This is a genomic window from Maribacter sp. 1_2014MBL_MicDiv, assembly GCF_001865655.1.
GTDB classification, from domain to species: Bacteria; Bacteroidota; Bacteroidia; order Flavobacteriales; family Flavobacteriaceae; genus Maribacter; species Maribacter dokdonensis.
In genome coordinates, this window is record NZ_CP011318.1 from 2508197 (window position 1) to 2525106 (window position 16910).

The 16910-nt window shown below is 37.1% G+C and carries 10 protein-coding genes; 5 read left to right on the plus strand and 5 right to left on the minus strand.

The window, feature by feature from the left end; translation table 11 throughout:
* Together YQ22_RS10500 and YQ22_RS10505 are read left to right on the plus strand one after the other, a co-directional pair.
* Positions 1 to 2058, plus strand: a complete 2058-nt coding sequence (locus tag YQ22_RS10500) for an FN3 associated domain-containing protein (RefSeq protein ID WP_071341170.1) — start codon at positions 1 to 3, stop codon at positions 2056 to 2058.
* Between the two features lie 52 nt (positions 2059 to 2110).
* On the plus strand, positions 2111 to 3544 hold the full coding sequence (locus YQ22_RS10505; RefSeq protein ID WP_083414235.1) for a sulfatase family protein: 1434 nt from the start codon (positions 2111 to 2113) through the stop codon (positions 3542 to 3544).
* On the opposite strand, the gene YQ22_RS10510 is transcribed toward YQ22_RS10505, so the two are convergent.
* The 5 genes from YQ22_RS10510 to YQ22_RS10530 form a co-directional block, all read right to left on the minus strand.
* Positions 3545 to 6883 carry a VCBS repeat-containing protein gene (locus YQ22_RS10510; RefSeq protein ID WP_071341172.1) on the minus strand — a complete coding sequence of 1113 codons (3339 nt, stop codon included), beginning with the start codon at positions 6881 to 6883 and terminating at the stop codon, positions 3545 to 3547.
* A gap of 119 nt (positions 6884 to 7002) precedes the next feature.
* Positions 7003 to 8574, minus strand: coding sequence for a SusD/RagB family nutrient-binding outer membrane lipoprotein (locus YQ22_RS10515; protein ID WP_071341173.1), 1572 nt, complete (start codon positions 8572 to 8574; stop codon positions 7003 to 7005).
* Between the two features lie 9 nt (positions 8575 to 8583).
* Positions 8584 to 11685 carry a SusC/RagA family TonB-linked outer membrane protein gene (locus YQ22_RS10520; RefSeq protein ID WP_071341174.1) on the minus strand — a complete coding sequence of 1034 codons (3102 nt, stop codon included), beginning with the start codon at positions 11683 to 11685 and terminating at the stop codon, positions 8584 to 8586.
* A 144-nt stretch (positions 11686 to 11829) separates the two neighbouring features.
* Complete coding sequence (locus tag YQ22_RS10525; RefSeq protein WP_071341175.1) at positions 11830 to 12954, minus strand: family 10 glycosylhydrolase; 1125 nt, start codon at positions 12952 to 12954, stop codon at positions 11830 to 11832.
* Positions 12938 to 14029 carry a carbohydrate-binding family 9-like protein gene (locus YQ22_RS10530; RefSeq protein ID WP_071341176.1) on the minus strand — a complete coding sequence of 364 codons (1092 nt, stop codon included), beginning with the start codon at positions 14027 to 14029 and terminating at the stop codon, positions 12938 to 12940. The genes YQ22_RS10525 and YQ22_RS10530 overlap by 17 nt, the downstream gene beginning before the upstream one ends.
* A 339-nt stretch (positions 14030 to 14368) precedes the next feature.
* On the opposite strand from YQ22_RS10530, the gene YQ22_RS10535 reads away from it, so the two are divergent.
* From YQ22_RS10535 to YQ22_RS10545, 3 genes are read left to right on the plus strand one after another with little or no spacing between them, the layout of a single operon-like run.
* Positions 14369 to 15454, plus strand: a complete 1086-nt coding sequence (locus YQ22_RS10535; protein WP_071341177.1) for a sensor histidine kinase — start codon at positions 14369 to 14371, stop codon at positions 15452 to 15454.
* Entirely contained in the window at positions 15451 to 16164 is a 714-nt protein-coding gene (locus tag YQ22_RS10540; RefSeq protein WP_071341178.1) for a LytR/AlgR family response regulator transcription factor, read from the plus strand. The genes YQ22_RS10535 and YQ22_RS10540 overlap by 4 nt, the downstream gene beginning before the upstream one ends.
* A 31-nt stretch (positions 16165 to 16195) precedes the next feature.
* Positions 16196 to 16909, plus strand: a complete 714-nt coding sequence (locus tag YQ22_RS10545; RefSeq protein WP_232231167.1) for a tRNA1(Val) (adenine(37)-N6)-methyltransferase — start codon at positions 16196 to 16198, stop codon at positions 16907 to 16909.
* Position 16910 lies beyond the last annotated feature (1 nt).

Here is a 16910-nt window from a genome sequence, read left to right on the forward strand (position 1 = left end):
ATGATTCAATTAGGAATACAAATAGGACACCTGCACCCGCTTTTTGTTCACCTGCCCATAGGTATCATCATGCTTGCCTTTATTTTAGAGATTTATGGTAGATTAAAGTCAAAAGAATCTTTTGCTGAGGTAGTAGAATTTACACTTTTGGTAGCGGGTATTACGGCAATATTTTCACTGGGTACCGGGTGGTTGCTCGGAGAGGAAAGTGGTTATGATGAAGATTCCCTTTTTCTACATAAGTGGATGGCTGTTGCGTTTACCGTTACAACAGTACTTCTTTATTTGGTGAAACGAAGTAAAATAGGGTGGATTAGAAAAACCTATATTCCAACGTTGTTATTGGTATTGGCATTAATTAGCCTTACCGGTCACTTTGGTGGTAATATGACCCATGGAGAAGATTATTTATTTGTAGATGAAAAAGAAGCAATTGTCATTACAAATATTGAAGAGGCTCAGGTTTACGCCCAAGTCATACGACCTATTTTTGACGCTAAATGTGTAAGCTGCCATAATGAAAGCAAGGCTAAAGGCGGTTTGCTTATGGGTTCACCTAAGGATATCATTAAAGGTGGTGATACGGGTAGTCTTTTAGACACAATTTCAGGTCAAGAAAAATCTTTCTTCTTGGAAAGGGTACATCTGCCTTTAAATCATGATGAACATATGCCTCCAAAAGGTAAGGTGCAATTGACCGATAATGAAAAGGCTTTGCTTGAATGGTGGATGGAAAATAACAATTGCTTTGAGTGTAAAGTAAATGAACTGACTAGGGAAGGAAATATAGCAGGAATATTAACTTCATTGGAACAAGACACTTCTGCAATTGCCGTATTAACGAAAGAAGCATTGGAAGTGCCACAAGAATGGTTGCAAAATGTTAGGCGCGTCGGTATATCGGTTCAAACCTTATCTAGTGAGAATCACTTGCTCTCTGTGAATATGGCAAGTATGGATTCTATTACTGACGATACGTTAGAAGTGCTTGAAGAATATGCATCCAACATTGTAGAGCTAGATTTAGGGTTCAGCAACTTTAACGATGATTTTGCGTCAGAATTGAAACCGTTTAAAAATCTGTTGAAATTAAAGTTACAGCATACTAAAGTAACCGATGCTATTGGGAAATATCTTAGTGATCTTGAACTGTTAGAGTCATTAAATTTATATGGTACCACCGTTACCGATAAGATCGTTCTTGATTTAAAGGAAAACAAAAAGCTTCGTAATATTTATTTATGGAAAACTGATGTTACGGAAGACGGACTGGCACAATTACAGCAGAATTTACCGGGAGTGACCATTCAGCAAATTGGGGCAGACGTATTTAAGGCAACCGTTTTAGACCCGCCCACCATTATAAGTGGCCGTAGTTTTTTTAGTGATAGTTTAACCATAGCTATTGAAAGCCTATTTGATGGTACTGAGATTTACTATACGCTTGATGGCTCAGAGCCAACGGAATCTTCCTTGAAGTATGATGGTGCGATCACATTAGAGACAACGGCAAATGTGAAAGCGATTGCTGCAAAAAAAGAATGGGAGCCAAGCAACATTACCGAACGAACGTTTATTAAGAACAATATAGCCTATGCCGATGTAGATTTATTAACGGTGCCCAATGATAAGTATCAAGGAAAAAAAGGTAAAACTTTAATGGATCAAAAGCGTGGGTCTACCAATTTTGTAGATGGTAACTGGTTGGGTTTTGAAGGAAAGCACTTGAATGCCGTGGTAGAGCTGAAAGAGCAGAACGCCATTTCAAAAGTATCTATTGGTGCATTGTCCGCACCTGCAAGTTGGATTTTTTATCCTACATCTTTCGTGGTATCTGTTTCCAATGATGGTACTAACTTTAAGGAAGTAGGGAGAAAAGATATGGGAGAAGAGAAACCCAATGCCGAGGTGAAACTCACTTTTTTCGATTTAGATATACCTACCACCCAAGCAAAGTATGTAAAACTATCCATTAAGAGTCCTTTGAAAAACCCTGATTGGCACACTGATCCTGGTGGTAAAAGCTGGATTTTCATTGATGAAGTAGTGCTGAATTAAAAAGTGGAAACTGTATTGAAAAATGTCCATTAATAGAGTCAAAATAATAGTTATGAGTTTAAGATCAGTTTACTTTATAATATTCCTATTGGTTACGGGTCAGCGTCTTTTGGCTCAGAAAACCGGAGTTGCTGCAAATGATAGACCTAATGTTATTTTAATTTTTACGGATGACCAAGGTTACAATGATGTGGGCGTTTTTGGTGCTCACGACATAGATACTCCCAATTTGGACCAAATGGCTAAAGACGGTGCAATGCTTACCCATTTTTATGCTGCTCAAGCTGTGTGTTCCGCCTCAAGGGCAGGTATATTAACGGGGACATATCCTAATAGGATCGGTATTCATAACGCTTTTATGCCCAATAGTAAAGTAGGTTTGAATCCTGATGAAACTACCCTCGCCGAATTATTGAAAGCGGAAGGGTATGCCACGGCTATTTTCGGAAAATGGCATTTGGGAGATGCAAAAGAATTTATGCCCAATAATCAAGGGTTTGATGAATATTATGGCATACCTTATTCCAATGATATGTGGCCGTTACATCCGCAGCAAGGTCCTATTTTTAATTTTGGTCCCTTGCCTCTTTATGAGAATGAAAAGGTATTGGATACATTAACGGATCAAACGAATTTGACTACTGAGATTACAGAGCGTAGTGTTGACTTCATTAATCGTAATAAAGAAAATCCATTCTTTTTGTATGTACCGCATCCTCAGCCCCACGTACCTTTATTTGTGTCCGATAAGTTTAAGGGAAAGTCTAAAAGAGGATTGTACGGTGATGTTATTATGGAATTGGATTGGTCCGTAGGTGAAATTATAAAGGCTGTTGATAAGAATGGATTAACCCAAAATACCATTATTATTTTTACTTCTGATAATGGACCATGGTTGGCATACGGAAATCACTCCGGAAGTGCTTTGCCTTTTAAAGAGGGTAAGGGCACCGGGTGGGAAGGTGGTCAACGTGAACCGTTCATTATTAAATATCCGAAAGAAATAAAAGCGGGAATTATTATTGAGGCACCTGTTATGGCAATAGATATTTTACCTTCAATAGCAGAGGTTATCAATGCCCCATTGGCAGAGAAAGAGATAGACGGTAAAAGCGCATGGTCTTTATTTACAGGCAAAACAGATGAGAGTCCGCAAGAAGCCTATTTCTTTTATTATCGCGTAAATGAGCTATTTGGGGTGCGGTATGGGAAATGGAAGCTTTATTTTCCTCACAAGTACAGAACTATGAACGGACAAACCCCCGGTAAAGACGGATTGCCCGGGGTATATAAAATGATCGATTTAGAGCAAATTGAACTCTATGATTTGGAACAGGATGAAAGCGAAACTACCGATGTAGCAGCAGCTCATCCAGAAGTGGTAAAGACCATACAAAAATTGGCGGATGATATGCGAGCCAAATTGGGCGATTCCCTTTTGGACATAAAGGGTAGTGAAACCCGGTCTCCCGGGCGTATTGATTAATTAGTTTTTCTGTAATTCAAAAATCTGAAGGACATCATCATTATTGCCCACCAAGAAATAGTCATTTTGAACATTGCTTAAGGTAACCAGTTTTTTGGCGTCCCTATCTGCAAAGAACCCTATCTCTGACCCTCTTTTAGCAGAAAAGCTCCCGGTACCATCTCCCAGCAACAGTAGTCCTGTTCCTGCGTCGTTTCTAGGGGTTTCTATCTCTGAAACATATAAGTTGCCTATGGCAAGAACATCTAATGCGCCATCACCGTTAAAATCCCTTACAAGCATATCATTGAGATTAGATAGTTGAGCTACATTGGGCAAGTCCGTTATTTTAAATTGACCATTGCCTAGATTTTCAATGTATACCGATGCAAAAGTGTCTGCGCTGTAATGTAGGGAGTTTTTCAGTTTTTCTTCACCATATACATCCTTTAGTTCCATAGAGGCAAAGGCATCATACTTTACTATTTTTTTCTTTAGGGCAGGAATTTGTTCCGATGAACATGAAAACCCTCTTAATGGATAATGTTTTTCCTTGTTGTAATATCCTAAGACAATATCTGCATTACCATTGGCGTCAAAGTCATTATAATATACATCAAAAGGTTTGTCAGAGCTGGTTTTGTACTTGTAGTTAAGACCTAAATTACCCGCTATATAATCCATATCTCCATCATTGTCAAAATCTCCTTGTTCTATGCTGAACCACCAGCCGTAGCTAGATGTAAAGTTTTCCTTCTCAACCTTTGCTAGGTTACCATTATTGTTTTCAAAAATGGTAATAGGCATCCATTCGCCTACAATCATTAAATCCAAATCTTGGTCATTGTCATAATCGCTCCAAATGGCATCGGTAATCATTCCTATTTGCAACAATTGTGGGGATAATAATTCTGTTTGGTTCACCAATTGCCCATTGTCGTTTACCAATAACATGCTAGAAGATGGGTTTGGGTATTGTTGCGGAGTATGTCTGCCACCAACAAAAAGGTCCATATCACCATCACCGTCATAATCGGCGGATTTTACTACAGAGCCACTAATTCTTTTAGCATTTAAAATGGCTCCTTTTTTAAAGGTCGCATTACCTTGGTTTAGGTAGATTCTATCGGTATAGTGAAAATCGTTTTTTGGATACTCATTACCACCACTTACTACGTACAAATCTTTTAATCCGTCATTATTGATGTCAACAAATAAGGCATCTACATCTTCATAACCGGCTTCTTTTTGCCAAAATGCAACCTGACTTTCTTCAAAATTGCCATCTTTTTGTTGAATGAATAGGGTAGGTGCTTGGTTGGCGGCACCGCCAATATAGAAATCATCCAATCCGTCATCATTGATATCTCCCGCGGTCAGGGCTGGTCCAAATTGAGAAAGCTTATGTGGCAACAGTATTTGTTTCTCAAAATCATCGAATTGATTCTCTTGATGTTTAAATTTTGCAGGAAAAACATCGGTCATATCTGCAAAAAGAGTCTTTTCCGTTTCTTTCTTTTTGATTTCTAAAATTTCAGATTCGTCAGATGAAATTTCTAACAGTTGATTTGCCGAGATGTCTCTTTTTACAGTACTTTTTCCATTGGGCCAAACAACCGTTAGACTGTCTACTTGTGTCAAATTATTTAATCCAAAATGTAGCGTAGGTTCACTGGTAGAATAAATACCACGTACGTTTGTGGTCTCTAAGGTTTGTACACCATTTTGAGTGTACATATTTACCCTAGTTCCAAATGTTGGTCCGTTGTTTTTATTGACCAATTGTATTCTTAAATAGTTACTGTTTGGTTTTGCTTCCGAATTGTTTCTGTAAATAAATGCCTCACTGTTGATGTTATTGACCACCAAATCTAGATCACCATCGTTATCTAAATCGGCATATGCTGATCCGTTGGAGAAAGATTCATTGTCCAAACCCCATTCAGTGGAAGTATTTTTAAATTCCAAATCGCCCAAATTTTGATAGGCGTAGTTTTTTAAAGGTTGGGATGGGACCATGCTAACCGCTTTTTCAAGGTCTACGATATCCCATATGCTTTTAACGTTTTGGGCATTGGGATTATTCTGTAGCCATTGTGCTCTAGTGGTATTTATATAATGGGCTACATTTTTATCCGCATCTGTATTTCTAATGTCACGCAATAATCCGTTGGTGACATACGTGTCTTTTAGACCATCATTGTCAAAATCGGCTATAAGATTAGACCAGCTCCAATCTGTTGCGGACATACCGGTAAATTGCGCAATGTTACTGAAGGTTTCATTACCGTTGTTTAGCTGTAGTGTATTATACATGTATTGATATCCGCCACCGTCTTCTACTACTTTCCAAAAAGCACCAATGTTCATACCGCTCATGTTGGATTTTAATCTGAAATTATCTTCAGACACCATATCCAGTACAAATACATCTAAATTTTGGTCATTATTGATATCGGCTACATCTACACCCATACTATAGTAAGACGTTTGTTTTAAAGCGTTTTTTTCAATGCTTGTGAATGTGCCGTCTTGATTATTTAGAAATAGAAAATCTGGTGCATAAAAATCATTGGCCACATAGAGGTCTGGCCATCCGTCATTATTAATGTCACTCGCCGATACGGCATTAGGAAAACCGGTGCGGTCTATACCTGCAGTTTTTGATACGTCTTTGAACGTAGTACCATTGTTTTTATAAAGTTTAAGTGCATATTCTGGTATGAGTAAATTGTCCGCATTGTGATATTGAGAAAGACTTCCCGGATTTGGTGGTTGGGTCAATAGAAAAAGATCTAATAGTCCATCTTTATCAAAATCTATGAATGTTGCGTGTCTTGTTCTTTCTGTATTTGCAATGGACAACTCTTCAGCTTTTTCTGTAAAAGTGCCATCTCCATTGTTAATGTATACCAAATTTCTGCGCCACTCCGGGTTTTCATCATACAGTTCTCTGCTAACATAAATATCTAGGTGTCCGTCATTATTAATATCTGCAATGGTGACCCCGGTAGACCAACCATCAAAATTTTTGATGCCAGCTTTTATGGTAACATCTTCAAAAACCAAATTTCCTTTGTTCAGATATAATTTATCAGGCACCATATTCCCTGCAAAAAAGATGTCCTGCAGTCCATCATTATTAAAGTCGCCCACACCAACACCTGCCCCGCCATAAAAATTGGCGTAGGCAAATATGTTTTTATCCTTATCATCTTTAATAATATTATTAAAGTCAATTCCTGTGTCATTGGAACTGAGAAGTGTAAATAAGTTTGGTGTTGCCTTGGTCTCTTCAGGAGCATTTTCACAACATAAAACGAGTAAGGAGCAGAAGTATAATAAATGCCTAATTTTCATGATTACAAGATACTATTTTATACAAAAAAAGGAGAGTTTCCCCTCCTTTTCAAACTCAATAAAAAATTAACTCAAAACTATTATGAGAGGTTTCACTCAAAAACCAAACTTAATTGTTATTATTCAACATCCCACCACACTCTAGTGGTAAGAACATCTGGACCTTGAGCGGCTATTACAGCGGCATAATTATCAGGGTTGTTACTTTGTTCACTTTCAGAATACGTTAATCTTCTTGGTATAGTACCGTTGGTAACATTGCCAGGGTAGTTTACCGGTGTAAGTGCCGGGAAACCTGTTCTTCTCCAATTAGAGAAAGATTCATATTCATTTAAGAAAGTGGCAGCCCAATATTGTGTATTGATCTGCTCTAGTGCATTAGCCGAATCATAAGGATTGGCAGCAAGATAATCTGCAATGTCGGCATCTGCAATAATACCGGCATCACCATAAAGTGATAATTGTTTCATAGCAGCGGTAACTCCATTGTTATAATGTGTTTCTGCATCACCTGCTAGACCCCATCTTACATTTGCTTCTGCAAGCATAAACTCTACTTCTGCATAAGTTTGAAAAATCATAGGGGCAGTTTCTGAGGTAATTAAAAGACGATTAGGCTCAGAGTAGTCGTTTAAATTGCTGAAAAGATTATCAAGGTCAACATCTTGCTCTTGTAGCATAGGAAGATCCTTACCATTGGACAGACCTCTTTGTGCGTCTGGATCTAGTCTTTCCTCCACTGTTCTATCTTCTCTAAAATCCTCTATGAACAGACCGGGATTATCAGGGTCTTCTTTGAAAATTATTTTCTGTGCAGGTAATGATGCCAATACCGTTAATCTCGGGTCATTTGCATCTTTTAATAAATTGATGAACGTATCGCTCATTCTTGGATTTCCATCAGCCGTAAACACTTCGCCAATACCATTTTTATTGTCCGCATCATGTTGTAGGTAAAAAATGTCATCATTAGATGTCATTACACCTCCGTCAATAGCTTTTGTAACCCAAGCTTGTGAAGCGGTAGGGTCTACTTTAATTAACCTAAGACCTAAACGTAACATCAAGGAATTAGCTAACTTTTTCCATTTTGCTTGATCACCATTATAGATAACATCTGCAGAACCAAATTCAGAAATACCAGAGCCTAATGCAGCAGAAGCCTCTTCCAGTTCATTTAACAAATCTGGGTATATTTCGCTTTGCGCATCATATTTAGGAAGAAAAATACCTTCTATAACTGCTTTACCTGCCTCGCTATACGGCACATCACCATATAGATCGGTAAGTCTAGAATAAGCAAAGACACGTAGTATTTTTACAATTGCCTTCATTTCTTCAGGAGCTTCTTCCTCTTCTAATTGAAAGGTCAAATCCTCAATTGATTTAATGGCATTCTCATAATAGCGATCCAATAAGGATGAAGCATAACCTTTGTTCCACGTATATTTATCACCACTCCAGTAACCGGCAGTTGTAGCTACATGTTGCATCATGGTAGATTGATAGATCATCGCCGCTCTCCAGTTGTCATATCTTTCACTAGATATAAATTTCATCACTGCAGTTAGCTTATTACCCGCAGCAACTTGGGTAGGTTTTGTTGGATTTACATTTAAATCTTCAAAACCATCATCACATGCACCTACAGAAAGTAGTGCAAACATTAGTATATATATTGATTTTTTCATAGTTCTCTTTTAAAACTTTACATTGATAGTTAGACCGTAACTTCTAGAAGAAGGAACTCCAAAATATTCCAGACCCTGTGAGTTACCAACGGTGTATGCACTTTCCGGGTCAATATTATCTACACTTCTTTTTATGTAGAATAAGTTAGAAGCGATTAGTGATACATTAACATTGGTTAAAAATACATTGTCCAAGGCTTTCTTTGGTAATGAATAACCTAGGCTTAATTGTCTGAATTTTATATAATCAGAGTCTTCAACGAATTCTTCTGCGATATCTGCAATTTCGCCATAATAGTCAGCTAGATTTTCTGGTGCAACCGTAGTTGTAAATGCAGCTCCAGTTTGGTCAACACCAGATACGGTTAAACCATTTTCTCTACCTTCTAAAGTGTTTTTGTGAAGTCCATTACTATAAAGTATAGTGTTGGTACCAGAAAAGATCTGTCCGCCAAATTTTCCGTCGATCAAGAAGTTCAGGTTAAAGTTCTTGTAAGTAAATGAATTTGAAAAACCTAATGTCAATGGAGGTACGCCTTCACCTAATATTTTACGCTCACCTTCAACAGCTCTAGGTACACCATCATCACCTATTTCATAAACTATAGTACCATTATCATCACGCTCATAAGAAACACCAACTATAGAACCATAAGTTTCACCAACAATGTGGGTAATTCTTACGTTCTGTGTTCTTGGTTCATCTAAGTTAACGTCAGAGTCAACATCATCTGTAGCAACTACGAGTCCTTCATTATAAGCACCGTTTACGGTCATATTCCAAGAGAAGTCATTAGTTCTGATCGGCGTACCACTGATTAAAAATTCAACACCCTCGTTGGTTACTTTACCTAGATTTGCGCTAGCACCGGTATAACCAGAATATACAGATGTTGATACATCTACAATATCATTTGTGGTTTCATTGCTATAGTAAGCAACATCAAAAGATAGTCGGTTATTAAAGAACCTCATATCTAAACCAATTTCCGTTTCACTTTTACTAAAAGCAACCAAATTAGCATTTGGAACCGTATTACCGGAAACTCTACCTAATGGCTGGCCATTGATCGGAATTCCGAAAATCTCATAGTTCAAAGCCAAGGAATATGGGTTTTGAGCACCACCTGCAACTTCTGAATAACCACCTCTTAATTTTAAGAAGCTAACGAAAGAAGGCATATTAAAAGCATCCGATAATATTAAACTACCATTAACCGAAGGGTAGAAATCATCATTTGGTGTAGTCTTACCCGGGAATGATAACGTAGAGAACCAGTCATTTCTACCTGTAAACGTTACATATGCCCAACGGTCATAAGATAATTCCAACGAACCGTACACAGAACCAATTTTTCTTTCCGAATATTCTCTACTACGAGATTGGCTAACTGTGTTGCCTATGTCTTCTAAGCCTGGAACAATGAAGTCGTTACCACCTAGAAATAAATTTTCAGATTTAACGTGGTTGTTGTTTGCACCTACTAATGCAGAAATGGCAAACTTATCTGTAATATCTTTTTCTGCCGCTAAAATTAAATCGGCATCCACTTGATTGTATCTTCTTTCTTCCTCGTTAATGCCTCCCAATGGTTTATAAGCCGTACCGAAAGGTTCAACGGAAGTTCTTCTGATAATGTCATTATCAATACCAATTCTACCGGTTAGCGATAGCCAATCCAATATATCATAACGAAGAGATGTTGATGCAATTATTCTATTTCTAACATCTTCATTATTAAAATTATAAGCGGCAAAATACGGGTTGGTAGAAAATGTATTGTTTGAGAATTGTCTTTCAGAACCATCAGGATTGGTAGATGGCTGTAACGTAGTTACATCTATATTGCCTGGAAGTAAAGCCACTGAAAAGTTGGCATTACCAGGGGAATCTGAAAGTCTAGGTCTGTTTTGTACCTTTTCTATAATATATTTGGCATTTACGCTACTAGTTATCTTATCTCCTAAAATAGCACTGGAGTTGAAAGAAAAAGATTTTCTGTTCAATCCTGCATTTGGTAATACATCCGCATTATCCAAATTAGATGCAGAAAGTCTATAGGTCAAATTTTCTTTAGCACTGGTTATAGCAACCGTGTTAATGAAAGTAGACCCTGTTCTATAAAATTTGTCAACATTGTTACCTAAATAGGAGTAAGGTCTTGATACACCATCGAACTGAGGAGAGTTTACACCATCATAAGCTTCTCCCCATGAAGAACTACCTGCTTCTAATGCGGCGCTTTGTGAAGATGGTCTTACACCTCTAACTCCTTGTCCATATTCTGTTTGAAAATCTTGTAATGAAGTGTCTACCTTGTCAAAGGTTACTGAACTACCTACTTCTATGCCAAAACCTTCCTGGCCCTTACCGGATTTTGTGGTAACGATGATAACACCACCCGCAGCACGAGAACCGTACAGCGCAGAAGCCGCACCACCTTTTAGTACGGAGATAGATTCAATATCATCTGGATTTAAACTAGAGATACCGTCCCCACCATCTGATCCACCCCATAAACTGGCAGAACCGTTATTACCATTTCCGATTGGAATACCATCCACTACATAAAGTGGTTGGTTGTTACCGGATAATGAACTTGCACCTCTAATGACTACTCTACTAGAACCGGCGGCACCAGTAGCATTTTGAGAGATGTTTACACCTGCAATTTTACCTTGTAAAGAATTAATTGCATTTGGAGTTTTAATGGTTGCAATTTCCTCTGCATCTACTTCAGTTAAGGAGTATCCTAACGCTTTGGTTTCTTTACGTATACCAAGTGCTGTAACAACTACTTCGTCCAATTCACTGGCATCTTCCGCTATTGAAGTGTTTACTGTAGATCTACCATCCACTCCTACTTCTTTGGTTTTGTATCCTAAAGAAGAGAAAACCAATGTAGCATTTGCATCAACGTTGATGGAGTAATTACCATCAAAATCAGTAGAAGTTCCATTTGTTGTGCCTTTTTCAACGACGTTAACACCTGGCAAAGGTGAACCGGTGTCATCTGTGACTACACCAGATACGGTCTTGTCTTGACCTATTACTGCTTGAAAAAACAGCAGCACAGCAATGGTCAAAAAACTTGAGATTTTTTTATTCATAAATATTTGAGTTAAGTTAGTTTGTATAAAATACTGTCATAAGGTGAGCCATATTCCAGTTAATTATCAAAAATTTCGACAAATAACAATTATGAAAAGCTTAACAGCATGTTAATAAAAAGGAAATTTTTAGGAATGAAACAATTATTGAGGGTTTTGTGATGCTCTAATTACTTGCCATTGTTCTTCAGTTATGGCAGGTCCGTCAAAGAAAGATACTCCTTTTGCACCGTTGCTAATAGATTGATGTATAGCTTCCTGCAATTGTTCTGGTGTCATGCCCGGCACATATATGCCAGTATGTAACTCAGTGTTTTTCCCTTTTAAATCATTAACACCTTGCTGGGTTGCATACCCGATCCAATCTATTTCTTCATTATAAAAGACATTGTAGATCATGGGTAGAACTGCATCTATATTCCATTTATCCCAACGTTGACGAACCATGTGGTCTGCCATTTCTGGATAAGGAAATACCGCTGCGGTAAGTATTTTGCCATTTGCATGCGTAATCTTGTATGCTTCGTCTACAATGGCTTTTACTTTGTTTAAACGGAAGTTTTTCCACTCCATATCTATCGCTGGGTTGCTAAAATCATTTGGGTTTTTATGATGTTCTTTTTCAAATTCCGAAGTACAGACATCGCAATAGCAAAAGTCATATCTGGGCAATTCCGTTTCTTGTTTTAAATTGTATTTAGGAAGAAGACCTATAGGTAAAAAAATGTCCGAGTATCTAATATAATCTAAATGGAAACTTGCTACACCCTCTACTTTTGACAATCCTTCAATTAAACTTAGTATGTGTTCGCGAGATTCTTTTCTTGTGGGGCAAAGCCATTTGTAATATCCTACATAGGGTGGTTCATCAAAGCAAGACTTGCCATCTCTACTTACAGCATACCATTCCGGATGCTGTTCTGCAACTTTATCGCCAGGGCGGTTCATAGTGAACATCCAAGCATGGACTTCTAAATTGTATTTTTTGGCTATTGGTACCAACCTAGTCAGTAATTCTGGATCTCCGTAGGTATTTATAAGTATTGCATTAATACCATTGTCTCCGTACTTTTTAAACTCTTCATCAAAAGATTCATCTGTCCGTGCTTTGTCAGCAGTAATCCATGTCCATAATTTAAATGTCTCAGTGTTAGATGAAGTATCTGTAGTGGCTATTTTCTCTTCTTTTTGTTCATTTGTTCCGCATGAGATGAAAAGAGTAATAAGTGCAAGAAGTAATGCCTGTAAAAACTTAGTTGGTTTGGTCATAGTCAGTTGTAAATTTTCCGTCGGTATGTATAATTAGTCTGTTGTTCGTGAATGGGCTTTTTGCCCATATGTTAAAGCCAAAGTTGTTCTTTTCTAAAACAGCAACAACCGGTTTGCCCTGTATTAAAATCGGCTTTTTTTGCAGTTCCCCATGTATGGACAACCATTCTTGGTCGTTTTTGGTCTTTACATTTCTATATAGTTTGTATAAATACCATTTTATATGTTCATCATCAGGTATATTAAATTTAGTGGTTTTGGTACCTTTATTGAAATAGACATATCCCCAATGTTCTGGCTCGTGCATATTAATGACTCCCTGTGGTGACCATACCCAATTGTATTCTGGTAAAAAATTACCATTGCTATCTTTTTTTCTAGAATACGTACCATTATTAAGATCAAAATCCCAGTTTACTCTAGAAAAATTTATTCTCCAATATTCATTTTCCGGTACTTTAGTTGTTCCACCTGGGGCTGTAGTAAAAGACCATGGTATGGCTACTTCAACAGTCCAACCTTGGTCTATGTCCGTTGAGTTGTTCAATGTGCCGTTGCAATGTATGGCGGTTTTAATGCCTTTAAAATCCCAAGCATCGGTAACGTGCGCATTATTTCTGTATGGTTTTGATAAGTAGAGGTCCCATATGGTATTTAGGGCATTTATTTCAAATTCGTAATAGTTGTGCGTATCGCCATCTGGGTCCAGGAATATTTCAAAATCGTTATTGTAAAATATTATGGTATCCTTTTGCTTTAATGTGGCCCAAATATGTGGTTCTTCAATTTTTGCAAAAAAATAAATGTATTGTTGGTCCCATAGCATTTTAAATTTTGTGTTATACGTGGGTTTCTTTATGCCTTCAATATCAATGAAATCGCTAGACCAACTGGTTGTTTGCCATGCACTCTCAGTCATTTTGCCATCTATGGATATGTTTTCAAGTGTATTTTCTGCAATATATGAGCGTGGTGTTTCTTGGGCCATTAGGGAAATTGCTCCTAGGTATAGTAGAAACAATAATAATGCTATGGCTTTTTTAGTTTTTAAAGATTTTTTATTGATTATTTCCATAGCCTAATAGTCTGTCCTGTACTTGTTGATGATCTTATAATCCTAAGAATAGAAAATTGTAAGTAGTGAATAATCTGCTACTTCTGTATTATACTAAGCTTTTCTAAAGTTTTTGAATGCACAAACTAAGCGATGAAGTTGCTTTTCAATTTTACAAATTACACTTTTGCTTAGGCCGTTTTTAACTACATTTAGAAATAATTAAGCTAAGGAGGCTATTCTGAGATTATAATTGAATATTTTTAAAATTCTTCGTAAACTGAATGTTTTTAGCTTAACAACCGTAGATTGTTGCTCAACGTCAAAAAAACGGAGAAAATAAATTGGTTTTAGTAGCCTATGGACATTAGATTAATGAAGTTTTTGAGAAGGCCCAAGTTTTTTGGTACAAGTGAAATTAAACCTTGGCACCATATTTTATTTTGGTCTGTCTATTTTATCTTTAATACGTTTAGGTGGACCTTTATACATGACGACTTTTTACTTTCTTTACGTACCAACCTAATAGGTTTTCCCATTCATATGTTTTTGGCGTATTTAAATGCCTATTACCTAATGCCAAAATTTATATATACCAAAAGATACTTTGAGTATACGGTATATATACTGCTGTCATTGTTCATAATGCTCTTGGTGAAGTATAATCTAACGTATTACCTGGTAAGTACAGATGTTATGCCCGAAGCACAGGATGTTATCAACTCATTGACAATTGGGTATGCCGTGCAGACTATGATTGGTGAGGTTTATGTGATATCGTTTTTTACAGCAATTAAATTGACCATAGATTGGTTAAGGGAAAGTAGCAAACTACATGATCTTGAAAAACGACAGCTAAAGACCGAACTTAGATTTTTGAGGTCGCAGGTATCACCTCATTTTTTCTTCAATACTTTGAACAATATATATTCATTGACCTTGGAGAAATCTGACCAAGCTCCAGAGGTGGTTTTAAAACTTTCAGAGCTAATGCGTTACTTATTGTACGCAACCAAAAAGCAACGACAGGATCTAACCAGTGAAATTAATTGTATAAGAAATTACATAGATTTGGAACGTATAAGGTTCGATGATTCTTTGAAGATTGATATGAATATCTCGGGGAATCTTGATAACTGTAAAATACCACCTATGTTATTGATACCACTTATTGAAAATTGCTTTAAGCATGGGGCAAGTAAGAATATTGGTGATATGAAGATTAAGATCGATGTAAATGTTGACGATAGTTTTATGGATTTTAAAGTATCCAATTCCATACCAGTAGTAAAGAAAGAATATGTATACCCGGTAAAACGAGGAGGTATTGGTCTTTCTAATGTGAAAAAGAGGTTAGAGCTGGGCTACGCTAAGAGTGAGTACGATTTAAAGATTTTTGAAGAGGATAAAATGTTCAATGTGTTTTTAAAGCTTAAGGTAATATGATTTTAAAAGTAATAGTAGTAGATGATGAGCCGTTGGCAGTAAATGTGATTAAGAACTATATACTTAGGGTAAAAGAATTACAGCTAGAGGGTACTTTTTCCAATGCCTTGGATGCATCGACCTTTTTGAGGGACAATGAGGTAGATATCATGTTCTTGGATATCAATATGCCCTATTTGGACGGATTGGAGTTTTTAAGCACCTTGCACAAAAAACCGTTCGTAATCATGACCACCGCTCATGAAGAACATGCATTAAGGAGCTTTGAGCTAGAAGCCATTGACTATTTGGTGAAACCCATTTCATTACCTCGATTTTTTAAATCCATAGATCGTATTATAGGTCTTAAGAAAATAGGTAGTAACGGTAGTGCTGAAAAAGAAGAGAAGCCTTCCATCTTTGTTAAGGTTGACAAAAAGAAGTTACAAAAGATTTATTTGGACGAGATTATGGTGATAGAGAGCCTAAAAGATTACATTAGGATCATAACACCAACGGCAAAATATATAATTCACAGAACCTTAAGCAGTTTTACAGATGAGTTACCAGGTGATAATTTCATAAGAATACACCGTTCCTATACTATAGCTGTTGATAAGGTAAGTGTGGTTGAGGGCAATAGCGTTGAAATTGGCGGTATTAGGTACACCATAGGTAGAAGCTATTTAGCAGATGCCAAAAGCAGAATACTTAACAACCTTACAGATTAAAATTTCTTATTCACTATAGAATTAAATTGCCTTGAGCCAACTATTTAAATTTAAACAATTTAGTATTGAACAAGATCGTTGTGCCATGAAAATTGGTACAGATGGTGTGTTGTTAGGTGCATGGACGCCAGTGGACACATCATTGGAATCTATTTTAGATATTGGCACCGGTACAGGAATCATCGCTTTAATGCTGGCCCAGAGAAGCAATGCGGATGTGGTAGATGCCATTGAGATAGATGCTGATGCTTATGAACAATGTGTTGAGAATTTTGAAGGCTCCCCATGGGGAGATCGGTTGTACTGTTACCACGCCGGCTTAGATGAATTTGTTGATGAAATCGAAGACCAGTATGAGTTGATAACGTGTAATCCTCCTTTTTATTCGGAAAATGTTAGTTCTGGCAACTTACAGCGGGATCAAGCACGCCAGAACGGTTTTTTACCTTTTAATGAGCTCATTGCCTCGGCTGCTGTTTTGTTGGCGGAAAATGGATTGTTTACAACGGTAATTCCCTATAAAGAGAAAGATGAGTTTGTCGCCATGGCAGAGGAAAAAGGTCTTTATCTTATCAAAAGCACTTATGTAAAGGGTAATTCTACTGTAGAGGTGAAGCGGGTATTATTGGCATTCTCAAAAAATAAAACACCATTAGAATCATCAGAATTGGTCATTGAAACTGAAAGGCACTCTTATACTGATGATTATATAGCTTTAACTAAGGAGTTCTATTTAAAAATGTAAC

Bases quoted from the DNA above. Each gene is read 5' to 3' on its own strand.
- YQ22_RS10500 (WP_071341170.1), top strand. From the start codon at position 1: ATGATTCAATTAGGAATACAAATAGGACACCTGCACCCGCTTTTTGTT.
- YQ22_RS10505 (WP_083414235.1), top strand. From the start codon at position 2,111: ATGAGTTTAAGATCAGTTTACTTTATAATATTCCTATTGGTTACGGGT.
- YQ22_RS10510 (WP_071341172.1), bottom strand. From the start codon at position 6,883: ATGAAAATTAGGCATTTATTATACTTCTGCTCCTTACTCGTTTTATGT.
- YQ22_RS10515 (WP_071341173.1), bottom strand. From the start codon at position 8,574: ATGAAAAAATCAATATATATACTAATGTTTGCACTACTTTCTGTAGGT.
- YQ22_RS10520 (WP_071341174.1), bottom strand. From the start codon at position 11,685: ATGAATAAAAAAATCTCAAGTTTTTTGACCATTGCTGTGCTGCTGTTT.
- YQ22_RS10525 (WP_071341175.1), bottom strand. From the start codon at position 12,954: ATGACCAAACCAACTAAGTTTTTACAGGCATTACTTCTTGCACTTATT.
- YQ22_RS10530 (WP_071341176.1), bottom strand. From the start codon at position 14,029: ATGGAAATAATCAATAAAAAATCTTTAAAAACTAAAAAAGCCATAGCA.
- YQ22_RS10535 (WP_071341177.1), top strand. From the start codon at position 14,369: ATGGACATTAGATTAATGAAGTTTTTGAGAAGGCCCAAGTTTTTTGGT.
- YQ22_RS10540 (WP_071341178.1), top strand. From the start codon at position 15,451: ATGATTTTAAAAGTAATAGTAGTAGATGATGAGCCGTTGGCAGTAAAT.